The sequence below is a fragment of the Amycolatopsis sp. NPDC059235 genome, assembly GCF_042754125.1.
GTDB classification, from domain to species: domain Bacteria; phylum Actinomycetota; class Actinomycetes; order Mycobacteriales; family Pseudonocardiaceae; genus Amycolatopsis; species Amycolatopsis albidoflava.
Genome location: NZ_JBHZAG010000093.1, coordinates 16,052 through 36,393 on the forward strand (window position 1 = coordinate 16,052; position 20,342 = coordinate 36,393).

Sequence of the window (20,342 nt, forward strand, 5' to 3'; positions counted from 1 at the left end):
GCCTGGGTGAATTTCCGCCCAGGATAAGAACTCGCGCGGACGCCGGTGAAGGGCCGCGCGCGGTTCTGTCCCGTTCCGGACAGCCGGGTTAACCCGATCAGCCGCCGCTGCCCTGGCGCCGTCCCACCGAACGGCCGATGAAATAGCCGAGGACGAGCCCGACGATCAGGCCGATCGCGACGAAGAAGATGATGGTGGCGGCGGCGATCTTGCCGACCGTGCCGAGGAATCCCTTGGCCTCGAGCTCGGTCGCGATCGCCACGGACTGGGTCAGCGCGTAGTGGGTCATGCCTCCCAGGATGGCACCGAGCCGCGCACGCCGCCGAGATGACGCGCGGGAGCACGGCGTTGACGAAGCTCACCGGCCCGCGCCGCTACAAGACCTCGGCGATCCGGTACGCGACCCCGCCGTCCACCAGATAGCCCGACCCCACGCCGACGACGTCGTTGAGCCACGCGTACTGCTCCGCCCCGGTTTCGAACAGCGGATTCGTCCGGAAGTACGTGCCCGAGCTCGTACGGCGGCCGCGGTAAGTCAGGTGCAGCAAGGCACCGTCGTGGGTGCGCAGCGCGAGCCGGACATCCAGCGTCATCGTGCCGTCCGGCCGGAATACCGCCCAGTCTCCGCCGCCCGGAAGCACTTCTCCGTGCAGCCGCGGCCCGTGGAAGGTTCCTCCGGCGGAAGCGAAGAACACTCGTCCGTCCCCGAATTCCACCCGCGGGCTCAGGTCCACGACCAGGTCGAACAAGTACCGGGTGGCGATCTCGCCGACGTCCCGCACCCGCGCGTCGAGGTTCATGCCGCGACTCCGAACAGGGTGCGCCGGACCGCGTCCGTCGAGACGCCCGACTGCGCACACAGCTCCGCCAGGTCGAAGAAGAACCGTTCGCCCGCGATCAGCCGGTCCTGGAAGGAGAACTGGATGAACACCGGCAGTTCAGCGCGGGTGCCGTCCGGGCGGACGCCGAACCGCTCCCCGGTCATCGTCATCCGCGCCGTTCCCCAGCAGACCAGCGTGCCGTCGTTCGCGGCGTGGCCGTGCAGCGCCACCTCGTAGTCCGGGAACGACGCGAAGAACCGGGTCAGCGCCCGTTCGTTCTCCGCGAGCCCGCGCGCTTTCGTGCCGAAGGCCGGTGTCTCCAGCAGCATCCCGGGGTGCATCAGCCGAAGCGCCGCGGGCACGTCCCGGCGGCTCTTCGCCACGGCCAGCTCGCGGGCCAGCTCAACCATCCATGAGTCGGTCATCAACTAAACATACGGTCGTACGTATTTATTGACAAGGGCCTGTGGCAGGATGATTCCGGTGAGCGAGGGCGAACAAGACGGACGGTTGCTGCGCGGAGCACGATCCCGGCAGACGGTCGTCCGGCACGCGGTCGACGTCGCGTCGGTGGACGGGCTCGACGGCCTGAGTTTCGGCAAGCTCGCCACCGACCTCGGGATCAGCAAGGCGGGCATCCAAACCCTGTTCGGCACGAAGGAAAACCTTCAGCTCGCGGTCAGCGAGGGCGCGCGCGAACTCTTCGCCGAGGCCGTGCTCCGCCCCGCGGCGAACCAGCCGCCGGGCCTCGCGCGGCTGACCGCGTTGATCGAGCGCTGGCTCGATTACGCCGGGAAACCGCTCTTCCCGGGCGGTTGTTTCTGGGCGGCGAATCTCCCGGTCTTCGACAGCAAACCGGGCCCCGTGCGGGATCTTCTCGTGCGCCAGCAGCAAGCCTGGCGCGAGCTGCTCGCCGGGGAATTGCGGCACATCGCGGAAATCGACGCCGAGAGCACCGCTTTCCAGATCGACGCGGTGCTCACCGCCGCGAACATCGCACTGCGGCTCGGCGACCACGCTGCCGCGGACACCGCCCGCCGCACGGTCGAGCGACTCCTCCCGGAACGGACGGCCGGCTAGGGATTCGCGCCCCGGACAAGCAATTCCGCCACCGCGCGAGCAGCCGCTTCGACGTCGTCGCCGACGTCCGCGGGCAGCGCGCGCTGCAGCCACAGCGTCGCGAACCCGTGCACGAGCGACCAGGCCGCCGCGCCGGCGACCACCGGATCGACGCTTCCGTCCCGGAACCCGGCGATCGCCCAGTCCATCGCCTGGTTGCTGCGCTCCTGCGCGGCCCGCAGGTCCGGATCGTCGGCGCGGAGCAGCTCCGGGCGGAACATGACCTCGAAGTGCGCCCGGTGCTCGACCGCGAACGACACGTACGCGACCCCGGCCTCGAGCAGGTCCGACGACGGCGGCAGCTCCTCGAGGGTGTCCGCGAGCAGGTCGAACCCCTGCGCGGCGACGGCGGTGAGCAGCCCGGACCGGTCGCCGAAGTGGTGCGCCGGGGCGGCGTGCGAGACCCCGACCCGGCGGGCGAGGTCGCGCAGGTTGACCGCGGCCGGACCGGAGTCGCCGAGCACCTCGACAGCCGCGGTCAGCACCGCCTGCCGCAGATCGCCGTGATGGTAACGACGGGCCATGGCATCGAGTATGCCACCGACTTGTCAGTGACTAGTTCCGACGGCGGACCGCCCGGCGGCGCGTCCTGATCTCGTGGAAATCGTTCTGCCGGGCAGAGGAATTCGACACATTCGCCCGGTGCCCGCGACGCCGGACAGGGGCGGCGGAGACACGGTCAGCAAGAACCGGTTCCCGCGACCACCGGTCGAGGTCCTCCGGACAGCACCTCTCGCCGAGCGGAATCCCCGCGGCGCGCCAGCGGCGCGAGCACCCGGTCCGCCCTAGCGTGCCGCGCCCGCGCACCGGCACGATGGGCCCGTGAGCGAACGCCGAGGGGGACGTCGAATGCTGTCCAGGTCGGGTGCGTCGTCGTGAGGCGGAAGCGGCGGGACCGGCCGCAGGTGTCCATCCGGGTCCGGCAGATCTGGGAGATCGTCACGACCTCGGTGGCGCTGCTCGCCGGGGTGTACCTGATCCTCGTCACGATCGAACCGACCCGGCTGGTGATCGAGCGCTACGTCGGGCGGCTCGAGCTGTCCGGGCTCGTCGCGTTGATCGGGGTGATGCTGGAGGTCACCACGATCGCCGTCTACCAGCTGGGGCGCGAGGTCCGGGGCTTGCGGACCCGGCTGGCCGGCGTCGAGCGCGAAGCCGTCACGCATTCGCTCACCGAGGTGCTCTCGTCGCTGGAGAACGCCGCGACCGGACGGCGGCAGCGTCGTCTTGAAGTGCTCGGCCTGACGTTGAACACCGTCTGGCCGGTGCTCGCCACCTGGCTGACCTCGCACGACCGGCCCACCGGCTGGCGCATCACGCTGCTGTGCCTCGACCCGGACTTCATCGACCGGGCGGGCGAGCTTCCCGGGGAGTGGGCCGCGGAGGCCCGCCGCACCACGGCGAGGATCCGGTCGTTCCTCGACCAGGAGGCCGAGGACCTGCACCGGCGAGGGATCGTCGTCGAGCTGAAGTCCTACGCTTGCGTGCCGGTCGTGCACGGCTTCCGCTTCGGCGACGGCACCGTGTTCGCCTCGTACCTGCAATGGACCGAAGGCGACCGGATCCGGCCCTTCGAGTTCTACGACCGGCTGTCGCCGGACGACCGGTCGCCGCGCACCGCGCATTACCGCGACCTGTTCGACAGCTGGTTCACCCGCGCCGCCACGATTCGCGGCGTGTCCGACGCGGGCGCACCAGGCAAAGAAACCCCGGTGACCTGACCACCGGGCGGGCGCTCAGCGGACGAATTCGAAGATCTGCTTCTGAATCCCGTTCGAGTAGGTTTCGCTTTCGACCAGCTTCAGCGGCTGCTTGTCCTTGTCGGTTTCGCTGAACAGCCGCTTCCCGGCACCGAGCAGGACCGGGAAGACCAGCAGGTTCAGCCGGTCGACCAGCCCGGCGTCGGTCAGCTCGCGGACCAGCGTCGCGCTGCCGTTGACGATGATCGGACCGCCTTCGGTTTCCTTCAAAGCGGCGACCTCGTCAAGCGAGCGAAGAATGGTCGTTTCGCCCCAGTTCGTCACGAGGTCCTCGTCGCGCAGCGTGGTCGACACGACGTACTTCGGCATCACCTTGTAGTGCGGGAATTCCTCGGTCATGTCCGGCCACACCGGCGAGAACGCCTCGTAGCTGACGCGGCCGAGCAGCAGCGCGGCCGCTTCCTCCTGCTCGGCGCCCTTGAGCGCGTAGGCGGCCGGGTCGAACTCGATGTCCTTGAACGTCCAGCCCGCGTTCCGGTAGCCGGCCTCGCCGCCGGGGGCTTCGACGACGCCGTCGAGGGACACGAACGCGGTGGCGATGAGGGTGCGCATGAGATCAGCTCCTGGTTCGGGATGGTGCCTGTTCACCTAAGCGTCGAACGGACCCGGCCCGATCAGACACGCCACCCGGAACCCTGATTATGACCTGGGTCACACCGCAGTGTGCCAGGCGTTGTACCCGTAGATCGCGTCCGCGGCGGTCGAACTGGTTCCGCTCTGCTTGAGCCAGCTGTTGTTCCGCGAGGCCAGCTGCACCTCGCGCGTCCGGTCCAGCCGGGCCGCCTGGTACGCCTTCAGCGCGACCTCCGTATTCGGGTACGCCGCCAGCGCCCGCGACAGCACCACACTGTCCTCAATGGCCATTCCCGCCCCTTGCGCCATGAACGGCATCATCGGGTGGCACGCGTCGCCCAGCAGCGTCACCGGGCCGGCGGACCAGGTCGGCAGCGGATCGCGGACATACAGCGCCGATTGCAGCACCGACTCGCACGCCTCCAGCAGCGCACGGGCCTCGGGGTGGAAGCCGCGGTACGCCTCGCGCAGTTCGGCCACGTCGCCTGGGGTGGTCCAGGATTCGTGCCGCCATTGGCTTTGCCGGGTCGTGGCGAAGACGAATACGTCCGCGCCGCGGTTGAGTGGGAAAGTCACCAGCTGCGTGTCCGGATCCGGGCCCCACCACTTGGTGAAGGAGTCCAGGTTCGGCACGTCCACCGAGCCCGCGGGCAGCACCGCGCGGTACGCGACGACACCGGTGAACTCCGGGTGTTCCTCGCCGAACAACGCGGTGCGGACGGCGGAGTGGATTCCGTCGGCGCCGATCACGACGTCCGCGGATGCCTCCGAAGAACCGAAGTCCAGCGAAACCGAGTCCGCTGTGGACAGTCCGGTCAGCTTGTGTCCCAAGTGGACGACGCCGTCGGGCAGCGCGCGTTCCAACGCGGCCAGCAGATCCGCGCGGTGCATCGTCAGCTGCGGCGAACCGTAGCGGCGTTCGGCCTCGTCGCCCATCGGCAGGCGCGAAGTCTCCTCGCCGGTGTCCCAGGTGCGGCTGATCCGGTACTTCGGCCGCGCCGCGGTTTCGCGCAGTTCGTCGCCGACGCCGAGGCCGTCGAGGGCGCGCACGGCGTTGGGCGTCAGGTTGATGTCCGCGCCGACGCGGCCGAATCCGCCCGCCTGTTCGTGCACGACCGGCGAGAATCCGGCCTTCCGCAGGGCGACAGCGGCGGCCAGGCCGCCGATCCCGCCGCCGACGATCGCGATTTCCGGCACAGCGAAAGCTCCTTTAAACGGTGAGGTCAAGCAGATCGTGGCCCACGACGACCGGGCCGGAATAGTGCGAGCGGACTCGCTTGAGCCAGCCCTCGTCGTCCAGGCGGGCGGGATCGGCGGGGCCGAGATGCGACAGCGCGACCCGGCGAGCTCCGGCCGCCGCGGCGACCCGGCCGACGTCCGCCGGCGAGGTGTGCGAGGCGGCGAGGAAGTCCAGCAGTTTCGGCGAATAGCCGATGCTGCGGTAGAAATCGGGCTCCATCGCTTCGTGGACCAGCAAATCGGCGCCCGCGGCCAGCTCGCCGACCGCGTCGCTGCGGGCGGTGTCGCCGGAGAAGGCGACCACGCCGTGCTCGGTCTCGAACCGGTAGCCCAGCGCCAGATGCAGCGGCGGATGCGGGACGGACCGAGCTGTCACGCGCACCCGATCGTCTTCGTGCACAACGGTTTCCCCGGCCACCGAGACGTCGGTGGCCCGGATCAGGCCGGCCAGCCGCGGCCGGTCGCTGGTCCGCTGCCGCACCGCGACGTCCTGTCCGAACGCGGCGAGATTGCCCGCGATCAGGCCCGCCGTTCCCGCGGCGGGCGGGCCGGGGTCGGTCGGGTCCGGGCCGGGGCCGTAGACCGGAACCGGATCGACGACGCCCTGATTCGCCGGGCCCCAGCCGAGCAGGAAAAGCGTGAACAGCTCGGCGACGTGATCGGAATGCAGATGCGTCACGAACACCGCGGCCAGGTCGCGCAGAGACAGCCCGGCGGCGACGTACTTGCCGAGCGTCCCGTAACCCGCGTCGACCAGGTAGACGCGCCCGCCGACCACCACCGCGTTCGCGCAGCCCTGCCGGCCCGGCGCCGGGTACGGCCCGGCCGCCGTGCCGAGCAGGACCACGCGGAGCGGGTCCGTCACGGCGAAACCTCTTCGAGCGTGCGGCCCTTGGTCTCCTCGGCGAAGAACCCGGCGACCAGCGCGCCGACGAGGCAGATCCCGCCGAGCACCAGGAACACCGAGGCGAGTCCGCTGCCGCCGGCGTACAGCGCGCCGACCAGGATCGGGCCGAGGATCAGGCCGAACCGGTTCATCACGCCGCCGAGGCTGACACCCAGCGCGCGGCTGCGCGTCGGGTACAGCTCCGGCGTGTACAGGTACAGGCAGACGTTCACCGCGAAGTTGAACATCGCCGCGAGCGACGACCACACCAGCAGCTGCAACGGAGTCCCGGCGCCGAGCGCGCCCAGCACGACCAGCATCGCGGTCGTCCCGCCCAGGCCCGCGGCCAGCACGACCCGCCTGCCGAGCTTGTCCACGACCAGCGCGGCGATCAGGCAGCCGACCAGACCGGCGACCGACGTGGCCGTGCTGTACCAGAGCGCCTGGCCGATCGAGAGGTGGAACGAACCCTTGTACAGCGTCGGCAGCCACGAGGTGATGCCGTAGTTGGCGAGGTAGCCGACGAACCAGATCGTCCACACCATCAGCGTGCGCCGCCGGTAGCGGCCGGCGAACAGGTCGCGGAACGAGCCGCGCTTCGCGGGCGCCGCCGCCGGTGCCGCGGCGGCCTCAGCGGGCGGCGGCAGCGGACGGCCGAGGGATTCCTCGACCCGGCGCTCGATCAGCGCCATCGTCTGCTCGGCCTTCTCGGTGTGCCCGTGCGCGGCGAGCCAGCGCGGCGACTCCGGAATCCGCAGCTGCAGCAGCACCGCGGCGAGACCCGGGACGGCGGCCAGCGCGAACAGCGGACGCCAGCCCCAGTGCGGGATGACCCAGGCCGCGACCAGCGCGCCGACCGCGAGACCGGCAGGGAAGACGATCTCGTACATCAGGACGAAGCGGCCGCGACGGCGGGCCCGGCTGATCTCCGCGATGTACGCGGCCGCGGTCGGCACTTCCCCGCCGATCGCGAGACCCTGCACGAACCGCAGGATCAGGAACGGCAGCAGCGCGGTGCACAACGTCATCGCCAGGCTGCACAACGCCGTGACGGCGACGCACAGCGTAATCACCTTGACGCGGCCGATCCGGTCCGCGGCCCAGCCGGACGCCAGCGCGCCGAGCAGCATGCCGATCGAGCCGATGGTCAGCGTCGCGGTGCTGGACGCGGTCGTCATGTGCCATTCGCGGCCGATGACCGGCAGGGTGTAGGCGATCAGCAGCTGGTCGAACGCCTCGAAGAACGTGACGATGCCGATGATCAGGCGGATCGAGACCTGCCATCGCGACATCGGGAGCCGTTCCAGCCGGGCGGCGATGTCCCGCTGGGTCACCTCGGGGGTGGCGGCGATACTCATGGGCCCTCCTCGGAGCCGGAGCGTGCAATCGATCGTAGGGGGTTCAGGCGGCCGGAAATCAAGGCGGTGCTGGGCAGCTGCCGTCGCGGCCGGGCAGGGAGCGGGGTTCGCGCCCCAATGTGGCATTGGGTGCATGTGACGCACCGAATGCCACATTGGGTGCGTCTGACGCACCCAATGCCACATTGGGGCGGGCTTCGTCACGGACCTGAGGGCGTCGAGTCCGGCAGCGCGGCGTCCAGGAACCGGACCAGGTCGTCCGCGGCGGACGGTCCGGCGGGCAGCACGAGCCGATCGGGCGCATGCGGGTCGAATTGGGGCGTACCGGGCCAGGGTGGCGGCTCGGGTCCGAGAGCGGCGGCGAGGTCCACGCCGGCCAGTTCGGCGAGGTGAGCGGCGGAGCCGAAACCGGCGGCGGCCACGCGGTGGCGCGGCATTCCCAGCCGGGTGCCGAGGTAGTCGAGCGCGCCGGCGAGGTCGGCTTCGAGGTCGGAAAGCGCGAGTGCGGCGAACGCGGCTTCCGCTGTGCCCGGACCGAAAGTGTGACCGCCGGTCTCGTAGTAGAACAGCGGCGCGACGGTGACGTAGCCGCAGCTAGCGAGCGTGCGGCAGGTGGTCTCGACGGGTTCGTCGAGCCCGGCGGCGCCGTGCAGCACGAGCACCGCGCCGCGCACGCGGCCGGGCGGATGCCGCACCAGCAACGGCGCGGACGTCCGCACCACCCGGCGGCGGCGGTTCGCGGGTCCGTGCCCGTGATGGTGGACTTCGGCAGCTTCGATGGTGCCTCCCACGTCTTGTCTCCTCAGCTCTCCGGAACCGGGACCGGCGGCACGAACGGCCGCGGAGTCGCGGGCAGGGCGGTCACGTCCACCTCGATGACGAACGGCCCCTGCTGAGCCACCGCCTTCGCCAGCGCGTCGGCGAACTGGCCCGGCTTCGACACCAGCTCGTGCGGCAGGTCCAGCGACTGCGCCATGCGCGCGAAGTCCGGCGTGTACAGGTCCACCCCGGCGCGCTGGCCGCGGTGGTGGTCCTGCATGTTGCGCAGCACGCCGTATCCGCCGTCGTTGAACACGACCAGCGCGAGCCACGGCCGTTCCTGCGCCAGCGTGCACAGTTCGCCGAGGTGCACCGCGAGGCCGCCGTCGCCGACCATCACCAGGGTCGGCGCGTCCGGCGTCGCGAGCGCGGCCCCGATGCCGGTGGCGAGGCCCTGTCCGATGCCGCCGCCGACCGGGAACACGTTGGTGCGCGGGTCGTGGATGTCCAGCAGGCGGTTGCCCCACTGGCTGGACGGGATGGTGACGTCGCGGGCGATCACGGACTCGGCCGGGAGGCCGTCGCGCAGTGCGGCGCAGATCTCCGCGTACGGACCGATTGCCTCGTTCAGCTTGTCCCGCACGGCTTTCCGGGTCTCGACCACGCGGTCGCGCCAGCCGGATTCGGTGTTGGATTCCACAGTGGACAATGCGTTCAGCACCACCGCCGCATCGCCCTGCACTCCGACGGTCGCCGGGTAAACGCGGCCCAGCGCGTCGGCGTCGACGTCGATCTGCAGGTGCTGTTCGGGCAGCGCCAGGTGGTAGTGCTTGGTTTCGTTCGAGCGGAAGTGCGTGCCGACCGAGACGAGCAGGTCCGCGTCGGCGAGGAGCTGCGCGGCCGACTCGTGCGCGGCGAAGTTGCCGACGACCAGTTCGTGGTTCTCCGGCACCGTGCCGCGGCCGGAGTTGCTGGTGAACACCGCCGCGCCGAGCCGTTCCGCGAGCGCGCGCACCTCGTCGCGCGCACCGGTCGCGCCTCCACCGAGCCAGAACACCGGACGGCGTGCAGCGGCAAGCAATTCTGCTGCTTCCGCAAGGGCGACGGCGTCGGGCGGCGGGATCGGGGTCGACTCAAGCGAGCCAGGACGGAACTCGTGTCGCGAGTACTGCAGGTCGATCGGCCACTCGACGCTGGCCGGACCGCTCGGCACTGACAGCGCGTGCCGAATCGCCGCGCGCAGGGTGTCCTCGGCGGTCTCGACCGACGTGATCGTGGCCGCGTGCTGGGAAATCGCGCTCAGCATGCCGATCTGGTCGCGCGTCTCGTGGATGACTCCGCGGCCGCTGCCGAGGAATTCGGAGTCGATCTGGCCGGTCACGTGCAGCACGCGACTGCCCGCCGTGAGCGCCTCCACCAGCGCGCCCGCCGCGTTGCCCGCGCCGGTGCCGGTGCTGGTGATCGCGACGCCGAGGCCGCCGCTGGCCCGGGCGTACCCGTCGGCGGCGTTCACCGCGGCGGCTTCGTGCCGCACCGGCACGAACCGCAGATGCTGCGAAACCGCTTCCACCAGCGGCAGATTGTGCACACTCACCACGCCGAAGGCGGTGTCCACTCCGGCTTCGGACAGCAGGCGGACGAGAAGCTCGCCTCCGTGACCGTGATTCATGGGTCCGTCCCTTCTAGACATAACGAGCGATGCCGCCGCCGACGTCGATCGTCGCGCCGGTCACGTAGGAGGCACGCGGCGAAAGCAGCGTGACGATGGGGAAAGCGACCTCTTCCGCGGTGCCGAGTCGTCCCAGCGGGATTCCGCGATCGGCGGCCAGTTCCGCCGACCAGTCCACAAAGGACAAGCCGCTGCCGGAGGCCTCGTACCGGCGCCGCCACTGTCCGGTGTCGACCAGACCGAGGCAGACGGAGTTGACCCGCACGCCGTCCTCAGCCAGTTCGGTGGCGAGTGTCGTGGAGAGATTGAGCAGCGCCGCCCTGGCCGCTGACGTCGCCGCCAACCGGGGTTCGGGCTGGCGGGCGAGGATCGCGTTCACGTTCACCACAGCGGGATTCGCCGCTTCGCGCAGCCACGGCAACGCAGCCCGGACGACGTGCAGCACCGAGAAGATCTTGAGCTGCAACTCTTCCCGCCACTGCTCGTCGGTCGTCTCGGCGAGCCGCGCCATCAGCGACCGGCCCGCGTTGTTCACGATCCCGGCCAGTCCGCCCAGCTCGCGGGCGGCGTCGGCGACGAAGGTTTCCACCTGCGCCTCGTCCAGCACGTCGCAGGACGCGGTGTACAGCCGGGCACCCTCGGCGCGAGGCAGATCGGCGAGGGCCTTCTCCAGCCGGACGCCGTCGCGGGCGCAGGCGGCGACGTGCGCGCCCTCGGCCAGCAGCGCGGCGGCGGTCGCGAGCCCGACGCCGGAGCTGGCCCCGGTGACGAGCACCGCGCGGCCCTTCAATCCCAAATCCACGGGTTTTCCCTTCAGCTGCAGACGAATCCGCCGTCGACCACGAGGGTCTGGCCAGTGATGTAGGAGGCCGCGTCGGACAGCAGGAACGCCACCGAACCGACCACGTCCTCCGGCTGTTGCGGCCGGGTCAGCGCGCGATTCAGCGCATACAGGTCGTGCCGCTCCTGCGGAATGCCCGCGGTGGCTTCGACCTCGGTCAGCCCCGGCGCGACCGCGTTGACGGTCACGCCGTCCGGGCCGCCGTCGCGGGCCATCGCGCGGGTCATCGCGATCACCGCGCCCTTGGAGGCCACGTACTGGACCAAACGCGGCGAGCCGTACAGCGCGGCGTCGGAGGCGAGGTTCACGATGCGTCCGCCGGTCTGCGCGAGCTGCGGATACAGCGCGCGGGAGACCAGCCACGGGCCGCGAGCGTTGACGGTCATCAGCGTGTCCCACGCTTCGACGTCCAGCTCAGCGAAATGCTTGCCGCCCACGCCGTCGGCCATCGCCGCGTTGTTCACCAAGCCGTGTAAGGGGCCGAGCTTCGCGACTGCGTCCGCCAAAGCCGTGACGGAATCCGGATCCGCGACATCCGTGTCGATCCGATGCGCCTCAACGCCTTCCGCCTGCAACCGAGCGACGCCGTCCGCCGCGCGATCCGGAGACCGTTCGGCGACGACGACGCGACCGCCTTGCCGGCCGATCTCGCGGGCAATCGCCCAGCCGAGACCGCGGCCCGCGCCGGTGACTACATACAGCCGGTCCTTCATCGCGCCACCACCGCGTCCACTTCGGACAGAAAGTCCAAGACCTCGGTGGAAAACCGGCGCGGGGACTCCTGATTCGCCGCGTGCCCGCCGGGGAGTATTTCCAGCCGCGCGCCCGGGATCGACGCGGCCAGCCGCCGCGCCTCGGCGACACCGGTGACCTGGTCGTGCTCGCCGACGAGCACCAGCGTCGGCACCGAAATCCGGGACAGCCGCGGACCGTGATCCGTCTCGGCCATGGATTCCGCGGCGGAGGTGTACCCGGGCAACCGGATGCCCGCCATGATGTCCTCGACCCGTTGTGCCACAGCTGGATCAGCGCCGGGTGCAAGCAATCGAGGAGCGCGACGGCGAGCGAATTCCGCCGCACCGACCCGGTTCAGCTCGCTCGGCCGGGCCCGCATCACCGCGGCCCGCTCGGAGTCGATGCCGGAGCCGCGCGTCGAATCGGCCAGCACCAGCGACCGCACGACCTCCGGGTACTCCAGCGCGACGCGGGTCGCGATCACTCCACCCCACGACACGCCCACGAGATGTGCGGGCACCGCGTCCAATGAGGTCAGCAGACGGCCGACGAGCGCCGCGTATCCGGCCATGCCCAACGGCTTTTCCGGGTCGGCCGAACCGCCGTAACCCGGTGCGTCCCAAGCCAGTACGCGGTGTTTCGGTGCGAGACCCGCCAGCTGTGCGTCAAACGAAGCGCTCGAGCCGCCGATGCCGTGCAGCAACAGCACCGGGCTGCCGTCGCCAGCTGTCCGTACTTGCACACCGTCCACAGTGGAAGTCACCGGAACACCGCCCTCGGTGTCGCCAAGGCTTCCAGCGCGGACAGCACCGCGTACGGCACAACCTGGCTCGACGTCGGCGTCTGCGGCGACGGCCGGTTCTTGATCTCGAACCGGTACTCCCCCGCCGGGCCGACCGCGGTGATCACGTGCGAGGTCAGCGGCGCGGCCGGGTCGGCGATCACCGCCGCCTCCACGACGTCCCAATCCCGCACGGCCAACGCCACCGACGCGGCCACATTCGCCGACTTCGGGAACGCCGCGGTGATCTCTCGCGCAGGACCGCGCCGCAACTCGACCGGCGCGGTCGCCTGCCGCAGCGCTTCCGCTTCTTCCGCCGACATCCATGGCTGGACCAGCGAGGACGCCTTCTTCGTCGTCTCGATGACCACCCGCTCGAACGACCCGAGCAGCGCCGCCGACCGCAGCAGATCAAGCCCGCCGATCGCGCCAGTCGACAAATGGACCGCGCCCGGTCCGGCCGCGAGCAGCTTCTCCAGCAACCCGTCCGCCGCCAGCGCGCCGACCGAAACCACCAGCAGGTCACAGCCCGCCGACAGCACCTGCGGCCCAGCGTCGGTCAACGCTCGCTGGCCTGCGGCCTCGACCACCAAGTCCGAAGTGGACAGCAGCTCCGGCAACGCGCACATCGGCAGTCCTGCCGGGGAAAGCGCCGGATCGACGACCCCGGCCAGCTCCGCGCCCGGCACCTTTCCGTCGCGCAGAGCTTCCGCGACGACCGAGCCGATCGATCCCGCGCCCAGCACTCCTACCTTCACGACTGCCACCAAGCCGAGTAACCGGGATCCGGCACGCCGCGCATGTGCGAGCGGACGTCCTTCGACGGCGGACCCGCGGTGCCCCACAGGTCGGACAACTCCGGCGTACGCCGCCACACCCGGCACAGCCATGCGTCTTCCTCGACCTGCGCAACCTCGGACGTGTACTCGCAGACGAGCCCGGCCGGGTCGGCGAAGTAGCCGAACGTGTTGCTGCCGGGACCGTGCCGGCCAGGACCCCACAGCGGCGTGACGCCGTTGTGCTTCAGCCGGCCGATGCCGCGCATGAAGTGGTCGATCGAGTTCATCTCGTACGCGATGTGGTTCACCGACGCGAATTCGGCCTGGTTGAAGGCGATCACGTGGTGGTCGGCGTTGCAGCGCAGGAACGCCATCTGGTGCTCGGACCAGTCGGAGATCCGCATGCCCAGCACCCGGGTGTAGAACTCGCAGGCCGCGTCGATGTCGACCGTGTTGAGCACGACGTGCGCCAGCTTCCGCGGCACCGCGGCGCGTCCGTACGGATCGCCCGGGACGACGGCGTCGACCTCGGCGGACAGCTCCACCAGACGGCCTTCCGGGTCGGCGAAGCGCAGGCCGTACCCGCCGCCGACCTGGTCGAGCTTGCCGGGTTCGGTGACGAGCGGGACACCGTGCGCGGCCAGCCGGGCGGCGGCCGCGTCGACCTCGCGCGGGGTGGCGACGGCGAACGCGATCTTGCCCAGCGCGTTCTGGTCGGCCTGTTCGAGCTGGAGCACGTGGTGCTCGTCGCCGGAACCACGCAGCCATACGGCGCCGCGGTCGGCTTCGACCTGCTGCAGCCCCCAGACTTCGCGGTAGAACTCGCCGGAATCGGCGCACTGCGTCGAACGCAGCGTCACCGCGCGCAGGGCGCGGAGCCGTGCGATGGGTTCGGCGGACATCGGGCCTCCTGAAACTTCAGCGGGTCGGGGCGGGCACGGGCGCGGCCGGAGCCGGTGCGGCGGGCGGAGCGGCGAGCGCGGCGGCCTGGCGACGGGCCTCCGAACGCAGCAGCCGGCGCATCCGGACGAGCGCGATGTCGTGCTGGTACAGGTTTTCCCGGTCCCACGCGTCGAGCGGCATCGCCTCGGCCATCTCGCGGTCCTGCTCCAGCACCGCCCAGTGCCGGGCTTCGAGCCGGTTGCGGTAGAGGATGCGCCAGCTGTCGCGTTCCCAGCCGGAAACCTTGCGACAGCGCCAAAAGAACGCCGCGTGCTGCGTCTCGTTGATCGCGCAGAGCGCGGCGACGATGGTGAACGCGCCGCCCGGGCCGGCGGTGTCCGGGTACGGGATGTCGAGCGTGACCCACTGCGCGCCGGCGTCGGTGAGCTGCACCCAGTCGAAGTTCACGCCGCGCTGATCGGTCTTCTCGAAGACGAATCCGTCGTCGATCGCACGGATCTGGAAGACGGCCTCGCGCTTGCCGCCGAACATGGTGTGGCTGTTGCGGTGCAGGAACGCGCCGTGCATCGGGTCGAGCAGGTTGTCCAGGGAGTAGCCGTAGGGGGCGTCCCATTCGACGTAGCAGAGGAAGTGGTCCCACTCGCCGCCCGCGATCGGGTCCGGTACCTGCAACGGCGTCGGCTCGGCGGCCTCGTCCAGGCCGAACCAGGCGAACACCGCACCGGCGTGCTCCTGCGCGGGGAACGTCCGCAGCGCGGGACGGCCCTCCAGCGCACAGCCCGGGCTGCCGGGCACCGACACGACGACACCGTCGCCGTCCACCTGCACGCCGTGGTAGTTGCACGCGACCCGGTCGCCCATGTGCACGCCGAGCGAAAGCCGCGCGCCGCGGTGCGGGCAGCGGTCTTCCTGAACGTGCACGACGCCGGCGGAGTCGCGCCAGAGCAGCAGCTGCTCACCGGCCCGTTCGATGCGGGTCAGCTCGCCGCGCTTGACCGTGCCGGACGGGCACAGCGGGTACCAGCGGTCGCGCAGGCCCAGTGCCAGCAGCTCTTCGGCGGTTTTGGTCGCCATCACGCCTCCCCTGCCAGCCGAGCGAGTTCGGCGGCGAACGTCTCTTCGGTCCAGTCGGCGCCGTCCGCCGGGCGCAGACCGCCCGCGTTGAGCGCGGAGACCACGCCGGGCAGGTCGTGCACGCCCCGGCCGTAGACGGCTTCCAGCTCGTCGGCCAGCGCGTTCTCGTAGCTCGTCGGCGGGGCGGTGCGGCTTTGCACCGGCCGCAGCTGCAGCGGCATCGGACGTTCCCTTCGGTTCGTGGTGGTCAGGCCTCGTGCGCGGTTCTCACCGGGATCGCCGCGCCCGGGCCTCAAGCGGCGGCGGTCGGGGCGAGCGCGGCCTGCCCGGCGGCGGTGAGCACCGCGGGCACCCGCAGCCCCGGTCCGCGCGGAGCGGCCGGTTCGGGGGCGAGCAGCCCGGCCAGCTGGTGCCCGAGGGTCGGGTCGCAGCAGGCGAGGCCGTCGACGTAGAGGTGCGGTTCGCGGCTGCACGTCATTTCCACGTGCCCCGCGGCGGCGGCGCGCAGCACGGCGAGCTGCCGGTGGGTGTGTCCGGCCATGGCCGGCTCCTAAAGATCCAGAACGAGTTCGGCGGACCGGCACCGGGACACACAGAGCATCATGGTTCCGGCGATCGCTTTCTCGTCGTCGTCGAGCACGAAATCGCGGTGGTCCGGCTCGCCGGAGAGCACCTTCGTTTCACAAGTCCCGCACACGCCCTCGCGGCACGAGGTGGGCACGGAAATCCCGGTGCGCCCCAGCGCGTCCACAATGGACTCGTCGGCGGATACCGAAACCCTGGTGCCGGAACCGGCGCACACGACGTCGAATCCCGTTCCCGGCGCGGCCGCCGGAGCCTCGGGGGCACGGAAGCGTTCGACCCGCAAGGTCGCCGTTTCCGGCAACGCCGCCTCGACCGCGCGCAGCAGCGGTTCCGGGCCGCAGCAATGCACGACCGTGCCCGGCGCGAGCCCGGCCAGCCTCGCGGCCAGATCGGGCGGGCCGCCGTGCTCGTCGTCGGCGTGCACTTCCAGCCGGTCCCCGGCGAGCCCGGAAAGCTCGTCCAGAAAAGCCATCCCGCCGCGCGACCGTCCACAGTAGAGCATGGACCACGGCGCGGACCCGTCGGCGAGTTTCCGCGCCATCGCGAGGATCGGGGTGACGCCGATGCCGCCGGCGATGAGCAGGTGCTCCGGAGCGTCGTGCAGTTCGAAGGTGTTGCGCGGGCCCTCGACGGGGATGACGCTCCCCGCGGTGAGCCGCTCGTGCACCCACGCACTGCCGCCGCGCGAGGATTCCTCCCGCAGCACCGCGACCGTCCACGCGTGCGTGTCGGCCGGGTCGCCGCAGAGGGAGTACTCGCGGACCAGCCCGTTCGGCAGGTGCAGGGAAAGGTGCGCTCCCGGCTCCCAGCCGGGCAGCGGCTTTCCGTCCGGATCGCGCAGTTCCACCTGCGTGACCCGGTCGGCCAGCCACGTCGTCCGGTGCACCCGCAGCATCGTCGGCATCGCGGTCTCTTCTCAGCGGGTGACGCCGTGCATCGGCGAGGTGGGCGGGTAGGTCGGCAGCTGCGGCTTCTGCGCGCCGATGATCACGCAGAACAGCGCGTCGGTCTCGCCGGCGTTGCGCAGGCTGCGCGGCACTCCGGCGGGCACGCGGATCAGGTCGCGGTAGCCGAGGGTGCGGGTGGCGGTCTTGGTGCCGTCCTCGACGTCGTGCACGGTCACCTCCAGCGTGCCCTCGAGGACGAAGAACGCCTCTTCCACGTCGTGGTGGGTGTGCTCCGGGCCGATCGCGCCGACCGGAAGCCGCATGTTGGAGAAGGTGAAGTGCTCCGAGGGCAGCTGGCGGGCGTCGCCGTCGTGGTTGCCGGTCGCGCCGGAGCCGATGTAGCGGATCTGCGCGCGGCGGAACTCGTCGCCCTTCGCGGCGGCCTGGAAGCCGAGGGTGTCCCAGTCCTCGTACCGCGTCTCGCGAGCGGCGATGCACGAGTCGATGAGCTCCTCGAGGGGCTGGTGCTTGCTTTCGGTGGTGGTCATCGCGGGGCAACTCCTCCGGTGGTCCTCGGCGGGCTCGCCGCCGAATGCCTTAGGTCTAAGAGATTTACTGGTAAGGGTTGTACCCCGCAGGCTGTGATCCGCACAACCCCTTAGGCCTAAAATTCTTTCCAGCACCCTCCCGGCGGCTCGCGGGCCGTGAAGGACCCCTCGAGGGAATCTGATTCCTTCAAGGAGCCCTTCACGGACCTTCGCCGGGCCGGGTCTTGACGAAATCTTAGGTCTAAGGTTTCCTCGGTCGCACCCCGTCACCCGCGCCGAGAGGACCTCGCCATGCAGCCCTTCCCCGTCCCGCCCGACGAAATCCCGGTCGGCGGCGGCTGGCAGCGCGGCGGCGGTCCCGCGTCCGCGTGCGTGGATCCCGCCGACGGTTCGACAGTCGCCTCGATCCACGCCGCCGACTCTTCCCAGGTCGACGCCGCCGCCCGCGCCGGTGCCGAAGCCGCCGCTGATCCGGCGTGGCGCGACCTGCTGCCGCACCAGCGCGCCCGCCTGCTCACGCGTGTCGCCGACGCGATCGAGGACCACGCCGAGCAGCTCGCGCTGCTGCAAACCCGCAACACCGGCAAGGCCCTCGGCGAGACCCGCGCGCTGGTCGCGAGCGCCGCCGGCACCTTCCGCTACTACGCGGCCGCGCTCGAAACCCTCGAAGGCGAACTCCCGCCGAGCCGCGGCGCGCACCTGACGATGAGCGTGCACGAACCGATCGGCGTCGTCGGCGCGATCACGCCGTGGAACTCGCCGATCGCCAGCGACGCCCAGAAAATCGCCCCCGCGCTGGCCGCCGGGAACGCCGTTCTGCTCAAACCGGCCGAAGCCACTCCCCTGGTCTCGCTGGCGCTGGCCCGGCTCATCCACGACGCCGGCGTCCCGCCCGCGCTGCTGTCCGTCCTGCCCGGCCCCGGTTCGGTCGTCGGCGACGCGCTTTCCCGCCATCCGCTGGTCGGCAAGCTCGCCTTCACCGGCGGCACCACTACCGGCCGCGTGCTGGGCCGCATCGCCGCGGACCGGATCATCCCGGTCACCATGGAGCTGGGCGGCAAATCCCCGACGATCGTCTGCGAGGATGCCGACGTCGAGGAGACTGTCGCCGGAATCCTGTATGGAATCTTCTCGTCGACCGGACAGAGCTGCATCGCCGGATCGCGGATCTTCCTGCCCCGCGAGCAGTACGACGCCTGGGCCGCCCGCCTGGTCGCCGCCGCTTCGGCACTGCGACTCGGCCCCGGCACCGATCCCGCCACCCAGGTCGGGCCGCTGGCGACCTTCGCGCACCGCGACAAGGTGGCCGCCATGGTCGACCGCGCCCGCGAAGAAGGCGCGAATGTCCTTTGTGGCGGCCAGATGCCTTCTGATGAACGTTTGTCGCGCGGCGCTTATTACCTGCCCACCCTGCTGGACGGCCTCGCCCCGGACGCGAAGACGTGCCAAGAGGAAATCTTCGGCCCGGTCGGCGTCCTGCTGCCCTACGACGACGAGGAGGACCTGGTCGCCCAGGCCAACTCGACCGTCTACGGCCTGGCGTGCGGCATCTGGACCGCCGACTACCGCCGCGCGCTCCGCCTGGCCCGCCGCGTCGACGCCGGGACAGTGTGGATCAACACGTACAAGCAGTTCAGCATCTCGACGCCGTTCAGCGGCACCAAGGAAAGCGGCCTCGGCACGGACAAGGGCCGCACCGCGATCCGCAGCTACCAGCGGCAGAAGAGCCTGTACCTGAGCCTGGCGGACGAACCGATCCCGTGGGCGCGCGGCTGATCCATCAGCAGGTGCGGACCTTGCTGGCCGGCGCTACGTACGGTTCGGGCGACGTAGCCGGTGGTCCCGGTGGCGTTGTCGATCAGGGAGAAATACGCGTAGTTCCCGGTCTTCGGCGCGAGGCAATGCACCGTCGCGGGGTGGCTGCGCGCGGCTGACGGTCTTCTGCCTCGCGCTCCGCGCCCGCCGCGAGTGGAATATTCCCACCGACGACCTGGAACGGCTCATTCTCGCGTGCTATCGGCGCCGTCCGAAGAATCCTTCTCCGCACGACGAGCAGAATTGACGCTGAGTCAACGCCTGGCCCTGGCGTGGCGCATCCTGGGAGGCAACGGCTTTCCTTACGCCACACCGCGCTGCCGGCTGGGGCGCCGGCCGATTGCCGCGATCCCGGTGCGGCTTCACTTCACGACCTGCGACCCCCGAGGCGGTCAGGCCCCCTCGATCCGTTCCGCCAGCTCGTCGCGGAACTCCCGCGCCGCCTGAAACTCCGCTTCGTCGCCGGTCGCCCGCTTCAACGCGCCTTCCAGAATCTTCAGCGCCTGGCGTTCGTCGCCGTGCGAATCCGCCTGCCTCGCGGCGTTCTCCATGGCTTTCGCGAGCTTGGTCCGCGCCTCGGGTTCCTTGGCGGCCTGGTTGATCCGGATCCAGTTGCCGCCCGGATCGACGACGGTGAACCCGGTGTAGCGGTCGTTGCGCAGCCGCGGCCGGGTCATCCGCGGGATGCCGGAGACGAGCAGTTTTCCGTGCACGGACCGCATTCCCGCCGCGAAGGCCTCGAACAGCTCGCCGGTGTCCGCCACGATGACGAGGCACGTGCTGTACGACTGCGCCGGGTCGTAGCCGTCCATCCCGAAAAAGTGCAGATTGAGGTCTTCCCGGCGCACCGCGAGGTGCGAGTACGGCCGGTCCTGCCGGGAGGTGATCTCGAAGCCGAGCATCTCGTAGAACGGCGCGACGTCGTCGATGGAGCGGCAGGGCAGGAGCGGAATGGTCAATTCGTTAGCCATTGCCCGAACCTAAGCCCGGATCCGCCGAAACGACACGGAGCTATTTGCTTATGCGAACATCCGGGCGGTCGCGGTGCCCGGCGAAGTCGCGGCGGGCTGCGGTGCGGTGCGGCGGCGGAACGGTTTGTCGCGGGTACGGCGGTGCGGCGGTGCGGCGGTGCGGCGGTGCGGCGGTGCGGCGGTGCGGCGGTGCGGCGGTGCGGCGGTGCGGCGGTGCGGCGGTGCGGCGGTGCGGCGGT

At 70.7% G+C, this 20,342-nt stretch carries 24 protein-coding genes and 1 pseudogene; 3 read left to right on the forward strand and 22 right to left on the reverse strand.

The window, feature by feature from the left end; translation table 11 throughout:
* Positions 1–97: 97 nt before the first annotated feature.
* The 3 genes from ACFXI3_RS38995 to ACFXI3_RS39005 all read right to left on the reverse strand — a co-directional run bounded on the left by ACFXI3_RS38995 (position 98) and on the right by ACFXI3_RS39005 (position 1,246).
* Positions 98–289, reverse strand: a complete 192-nt coding sequence (locus ACFXI3_RS38995; RefSeq protein WP_344278538.1) for a hypothetical protein — start codon at positions 287–289, stop codon at positions 98–100.
* 85 nt (positions 290–374) lie between these two features.
* The gene (locus tag ACFXI3_RS39000; RefSeq protein WP_344278541.1) at positions 375–800 is read right to left on the reverse strand and encodes a DUF3237 domain-containing protein; all 426 of its coding nucleotides are present in this window, start codon (positions 798–800) and stop codon (positions 375–377) included.
* Positions 797–1,246, reverse strand: coding sequence for an ester cyclase (locus ACFXI3_RS39005; RefSeq protein WP_378406475.1), 450 nt, complete (start codon positions 1,244–1,246; stop codon positions 797–799). Before ACFXI3_RS39005 ends, ACFXI3_RS39000 begins: the two co-directional genes overlap by 4 nt.
* A 58-nt stretch (positions 1,247–1,304) precedes the next feature.
* Here ACFXI3_RS39005 and ACFXI3_RS39010 point away from each other — a divergent pair, with 58 nt between their 5' ends.
* Positions 1,305–1,901: a TetR/AcrR family transcriptional regulator gene (locus ACFXI3_RS39010; protein WP_378406477.1), complete on the forward strand. Its 597-nt coding sequence runs from the start codon at positions 1,305–1,307 to the stop codon at positions 1,899–1,901.
* Here ACFXI3_RS39010 and ACFXI3_RS39015 read toward each other — a convergent pair.
* Positions 1,898–2,464 (reverse strand): TetR/AcrR family transcriptional regulator, encoded by a 567-nt coding sequence (locus tag ACFXI3_RS39015; RefSeq protein ID WP_344278550.1) that lies wholly within the window; start codon positions 2,462–2,464, stop codon positions 1,898–1,900. The two genes, ACFXI3_RS39010 and ACFXI3_RS39015, sit on opposite strands and share 4 nt — an antisense overlap.
* Positions 2,465–2,815: 351 nt before the next feature.
* On the opposite strand from ACFXI3_RS39015, the gene ACFXI3_RS39020 reads away from it, so the two are divergent.
* The gene (locus ACFXI3_RS39020; RefSeq protein WP_378406479.1) at positions 2,816–3,661 is read left to right on the forward strand and encodes a hypothetical protein; all 846 of its coding nucleotides are present in this window, start codon (positions 2,816–2,818) and stop codon (positions 3,659–3,661) included.
* Between the two features lie 15 nt (positions 3,662–3,676).
* On the opposite strand, the gene ACFXI3_RS39025 is transcribed toward ACFXI3_RS39020, so the two are convergent.
* The 16 genes from ACFXI3_RS39025 to ACFXI3_RS39100 all read right to left on the reverse strand — a co-directional run bounded on the left by ACFXI3_RS39025 (position 3,677) and on the right by ACFXI3_RS39100 (position 17,317).
* On the reverse strand, positions 3,677–4,252 hold the full coding sequence (locus tag ACFXI3_RS39025; RefSeq protein WP_344278557.1) for a dihydrofolate reductase family protein: 576 nt from the start codon (positions 4,250–4,252) through the stop codon (positions 3,677–3,679).
* A gap of 99 nt (positions 4,253–4,351) precedes the next feature.
* On the reverse strand, positions 4,352–5,470 hold the full coding sequence (locus ACFXI3_RS39030) for an FAD-dependent monooxygenase (RefSeq protein ID WP_378406481.1): 1,119 nt from the start codon (positions 5,468–5,470) through the stop codon (positions 4,352–4,354).
* Positions 5,471–5,483: 13 nt separating this feature from the next.
* Positions 5,484–6,377, reverse strand: a complete 894-nt coding sequence (locus tag ACFXI3_RS39035; RefSeq protein WP_378406483.1) for an MBL fold metallo-hydrolase — start codon at positions 6,375–6,377, stop codon at positions 5,484–5,486.
* On the reverse strand, positions 6,374–7,756 hold the full coding sequence (locus ACFXI3_RS39040; protein ID WP_344278565.1) for an MFS transporter: 1,383 nt from the start codon (positions 7,754–7,756) through the stop codon (positions 6,374–6,376). Before ACFXI3_RS39040 ends, ACFXI3_RS39035 begins: the two co-directional genes overlap by 4 nt.
* A gap of 200 nt (positions 7,757–7,956) precedes the next feature.
* The gene (locus tag ACFXI3_RS39045) at positions 7,957–8,547 is read right to left on the reverse strand and encodes a dienelactone hydrolase family protein (RefSeq protein ID WP_378406485.1); all 591 of its coding nucleotides are present in this window, start codon (positions 8,545–8,547) and stop codon (positions 7,957–7,959) included.
* 11 nt (positions 8,548–8,558) lie between these two features.
* The gene (locus ACFXI3_RS39050) at positions 8,559–10,184 is read right to left on the reverse strand and encodes a thiamine pyrophosphate-binding protein (RefSeq protein WP_378406487.1); all 1,626 of its coding nucleotides are present in this window, start codon (positions 10,182–10,184) and stop codon (positions 8,559–8,561) included.
* A 13-nt stretch (positions 10,185–10,197) separates the two neighbouring features.
* Positions 10,198–10,986 carry an SDR family oxidoreductase gene (locus ACFXI3_RS39055; RefSeq protein WP_378406489.1) on the reverse strand — a complete coding sequence of 263 codons (789 nt, stop codon included), beginning with the start codon at positions 10,984–10,986 and terminating at the stop codon, positions 10,198–10,200.
* 11 nt (positions 10,987–10,997) lie between these two features.
* Complete coding sequence (locus ACFXI3_RS39060; protein WP_378406491.1) at positions 10,998–11,738, reverse strand: 3-oxoacyl-ACP reductase family protein; 741 nt, start codon at positions 11,736–11,738, stop codon at positions 10,998–11,000.
* On the reverse strand, positions 11,735–12,523 hold the full coding sequence (locus tag ACFXI3_RS39065) for an alpha/beta fold hydrolase (RefSeq protein WP_378406493.1): 789 nt from the start codon (positions 12,521–12,523) through the stop codon (positions 11,735–11,737). Before ACFXI3_RS39065 ends, ACFXI3_RS39060 begins: the two co-directional genes overlap by 4 nt.
* Positions 12,520–13,308, reverse strand: coding sequence for an aspartate dehydrogenase domain-containing protein (locus tag ACFXI3_RS39070; protein ID WP_378406495.1), 789 nt, complete (start codon positions 13,306–13,308; stop codon positions 12,520–12,522). Before ACFXI3_RS39070 ends, ACFXI3_RS39065 begins: the two co-directional genes overlap by 4 nt.
* Positions 13,296–14,222, reverse strand: a complete 927-nt coding sequence (locus tag ACFXI3_RS39075) for a VOC family protein (protein ID WP_354738532.1) — start codon at positions 14,220–14,222, stop codon at positions 13,296–13,298. The genes ACFXI3_RS39070 and ACFXI3_RS39075 overlap by 13 nt, the downstream gene beginning before the upstream one ends.
* 16 nt (positions 14,223–14,238) lie before the next feature.
* Complete coding sequence (locus ACFXI3_RS39080; protein ID WP_378406497.1) at positions 14,239–15,297, reverse strand: Rieske 2Fe-2S domain-containing protein; 1,059 nt, start codon at positions 15,295–15,297, stop codon at positions 14,239–14,241.
* Positions 15,297–15,518 (reverse strand): recombinase-like helix-turn-helix domain-containing protein, encoded by a 222-nt coding sequence (locus ACFXI3_RS39085; protein WP_116204621.1) that lies wholly within the window; start codon positions 15,516–15,518, stop codon positions 15,297–15,299. Before ACFXI3_RS39085 ends, ACFXI3_RS39080 begins: the two co-directional genes overlap by 1 nt.
* A gap of 71 nt (positions 15,519–15,589) precedes the next feature.
* Positions 15,590–15,838 (reverse strand): hypothetical protein, encoded by a 249-nt coding sequence (locus ACFXI3_RS39090; RefSeq protein WP_344278592.1) that lies wholly within the window; start codon positions 15,836–15,838, stop codon positions 15,590–15,592.
* Positions 15,839–15,847: 9 nt separating this feature from the next.
* Entirely contained in the window at positions 15,848–16,786 is a 939-nt protein-coding gene (locus ACFXI3_RS39095) for a PDR/VanB family oxidoreductase (protein ID WP_378406500.1), read from the reverse strand.
* A 12-nt stretch (positions 16,787–16,798) separates the two neighbouring features.
* Positions 16,799–17,317, reverse strand: coding sequence for a cupin domain-containing protein (locus tag ACFXI3_RS39100; protein ID WP_378406501.1), 519 nt, complete (start codon positions 17,315–17,317; stop codon positions 16,799–16,801).
* A 291-nt stretch (positions 17,318–17,608) separates the two neighbouring features.
* Between ACFXI3_RS39100 and ACFXI3_RS39105 the strand changes: the two genes are divergently transcribed.
* Positions 17,609–19,093, forward strand: a complete 1,485-nt coding sequence (locus ACFXI3_RS39105) for an aldehyde dehydrogenase family protein (RefSeq protein ID WP_378406503.1) — start codon at positions 17,609–17,611, stop codon at positions 19,091–19,093.
* 431 nt (positions 19,094–19,524) lie between these two features.
* Here ACFXI3_RS39105 and ACFXI3_RS39110 read toward each other — a convergent pair whose 3' ends face one another.
* On the reverse strand, positions 19,525–20,103 hold the full coding sequence (locus tag ACFXI3_RS39110; protein WP_378406505.1) for a hypothetical protein: 579 nt from the start codon (positions 20,101–20,103) through the stop codon (positions 19,525–19,527).
* A 48-nt stretch (positions 20,104–20,151) separates the two neighbouring features.
* Positions 20,152–20,342: pseudogene (locus ACFXI3_RS39115) on the reverse strand (hypothetical protein); the annotation flags it as partial.

Bases quoted from the DNA above. Each gene is read 5' to 3' on its own strand.
- ACFXI3_RS38995 (WP_344278538.1), bottom strand. From the start codon at position 289: ATGACCCACTACGCGCTGACCCAGTCCGTGGCGATCGCGACCGAGCTC.
- ACFXI3_RS39025 (WP_344278557.1), bottom strand. From the start codon at position 4,252: ATGCGCACCCTCATCGCCACCGCGTTCGTGTCCCTCGACGGCGTCGTC.
- ACFXI3_RS39005 (WP_378406475.1), bottom strand. From the start codon at position 1,246: ATGACCGACTCATGGATGGTTGAGCTGGCCCGCGAGCTGGCCGTGGCG.
- ACFXI3_RS39015 (WP_344278550.1), bottom strand. From the start codon at position 2,464: ATGGCCCGTCGTTACCATCACGGCGATCTGCGGCAGGCGGTGCTGACC.
- ACFXI3_RS39110 (WP_378406505.1), bottom strand. From the start codon at position 20,103: ATGGCTAACGAATTGACCATTCCGCTCCTGCCCTGCCGCTCCATCGAC.
- ACFXI3_RS39040 (WP_344278565.1), bottom strand. From the start codon at position 7,756: ATGAGTATCGCCGCCACCCCCGAGGTGACCCAGCGGGACATCGCCGCC.
- ACFXI3_RS39080 (WP_378406497.1), bottom strand. From the start codon at position 15,297: ATGGCGACCAAAACCGCCGAAGAGCTGCTGGCACTGGGCCTGCGCGAC.
- ACFXI3_RS39090 (WP_344278592.1), bottom strand. From the start codon at position 15,838: ATGGCCGGACACACCCACCGGCAGCTCGCCGTGCTGCGCGCCGCCGCC.
- ACFXI3_RS39085 (WP_116204621.1), bottom strand. From the start codon at position 15,518: ATGCCGCTGCAGCTGCGGCCGGTGCAAAGCCGCACCGCCCCGCCGACG.
- ACFXI3_RS39100 (WP_378406501.1), bottom strand. From the start codon at position 17,317: ATGACCACCACCGAAAGCAAGCACCAGCCCCTCGAGGAGCTCATCGAC.
- ACFXI3_RS39000 (WP_344278541.1), bottom strand. From the start codon at position 800: ATGAACCTCGACGCGCGGGTGCGGGACGTCGGCGAGATCGCCACCCGG.
- ACFXI3_RS39060 (WP_378406491.1), bottom strand. From the start codon at position 11,738: ATGAAGGACCGGCTGTATGTAGTCACCGGCGCGGGCCGCGGTCTCGGC.
- ACFXI3_RS39050 (WP_378406487.1), bottom strand. From the start codon at position 10,184: ATGAATCACGGTCACGGAGGCGAGCTTCTCGTCCGCCTGCTGTCCGAA.
- ACFXI3_RS39105 (WP_378406503.1), top strand. From the start codon at position 17,609: ATGCAGCCCTTCCCCGTCCCGCCCGACGAAATCCCGGTCGGCGGCGGC.
- ACFXI3_RS39095 (WP_378406500.1), bottom strand. From the start codon at position 16,786: ATGCCGACGATGCTGCGGGTGCACCGGACGACGTGGCTGGCCGACCGG.
- ACFXI3_RS39075 (WP_354738532.1), bottom strand. From the start codon at position 14,222: ATGTCCGCCGAACCCATCGCACGGCTCCGCGCCCTGCGCGCGGTGACG.